The 1,352-nt window shown below is 77.4% G+C and carries 2 protein-coding genes; both read left to right on the top strand.

The window, feature by feature from the left end; translation table 11 throughout:
* Positions 1–988, top strand: a 988-nt coding sequence (locus tag B9G38_RS17465; protein WP_086221191.1) for a DHHA1 domain-containing protein, incomplete at its 5' end; no start/stop codon positions are given.
* Positions 985–1,352: AIR synthase related protein (locus B9G38_RS17460; RefSeq protein WP_233127256.1), on the top strand; the 368-nt coding region annotated here is incomplete at its 3' end. The genes B9G38_RS17465 and B9G38_RS17460, both read left to right, overlap by 4 nt.

Raw genomic sequence — 1,352 nt, 5'->3', positions numbered from 1 at the left:
GGGCCTGATCGACGACGCGTTCCGCACCTACTGCGCCCGGGCGCACACCGCCTCGCACGTGCTGTACGGGGCCGCGCGGCGGATCGCCGACGACCTCGGCTACGCCGGCTTCGACATCTCCGAGACGAAGGTCCGCGTCGACCTGACGACCGCCGAGCCGCTGGGCGACGGGGACCTGATCGAGCTAGAGCGGCTCGCCAACCGCGCCGTCTGGGACTCGCTGCCCGTCTCGTGGGCGACCCACTCGGCCGACGAGGCCCGCGCGATCGACGGGATCGCGTTCAACACGAAGACCGAGGAGGGCGCGATGAGCGGCGGCGACGCGGTCCGGGTCGTCACCGTCGGCGACGAGGGTGACCCCTGGGACGTGGCCGCCTGCGGCGGGACCCACGTCGGGAACACCGCGGAGATCGGTCCGGTGGCGGTCCTGGATCGGTCGAACCCCGGCGAGGGCGTCACCCGCGTCGAGTTCGCGGTCGGTCCGACCGCCATCGACGAGCTCGGCGCCGTCCACGCCGCCGCGCTCGACGCCGCGACGACGCTCGACGCGCGCGTCGGCGACCTCCCGGACGCCGTCTCCCGCCTCCGCGACGAGGCCGACCGGCTGGAGGCGGACCTCCGGGACGCCCGCGAGGAGCTGCTCGCGGCCCGCCTTCGCGACCTCCCGGTCACCGAGGTCGACGGCGCCCGGTGGGCGATCGGCACGGTCGCCGACGCCGACCCGAACGAGCTCCGGGCGCCGGCGACCGAAGCGATCGCGGGCGACGACGCCCCCGACGCCCTCGCCGCGGTCGGGACCGGCGACGCGCCGTTCGTCGTGGTCGCCGCCGACGGCGACGCCGGCGACAGCGGAGTGGACGCCGGCGACGCCGTGGCCGCGGTCACCGACGAGTTCGGCGGCGGCGGGGGCGGCGGCCCGACGTGCGCGCAGGGCGGCGGCCTCGACGCCGACCCCGAGGCCGTCGCGGCGTGGCTCCGGGAGCGATGACCGGCAAGCTCGGTCCCGACGCGCTCGCGGCGGCGCTCGCGGCCACCGGCGCGTCGGACCCGGCGGTGCGGCAGGGCCCCGCCTACGGCGAGGACGCGGCCGCGATCGACCTCGGCGACGCCGCGGGGACGTTGGTCGTCGCGGCGGACCCGCTCTCGCTGGCGGCCGAGTCGGTCGGGACGCTGGCGGTCCACGTCGCGTGTAACGACGTCGCGGCGAGCGGCGCCGACCCGCGGTGGCTCACCCACACGCTCTTCTTGCCCGACGACGACCCCGACCGCCTCCGGACGGTCGCCGAGCAGGTCGACGCGACCGCGCGCGACCTCGGGGCGTCGGTCGGCGGCGGCCACACAGCGGTGCTGGA

This window comes from Halorubrum sp. SD612 (assembly GCF_002135005.1).
The sequence above is the reverse complement of the archived record's forward strand: the minus strand, read 5'-3'. Positions and strand labels throughout refer to the sequence as shown.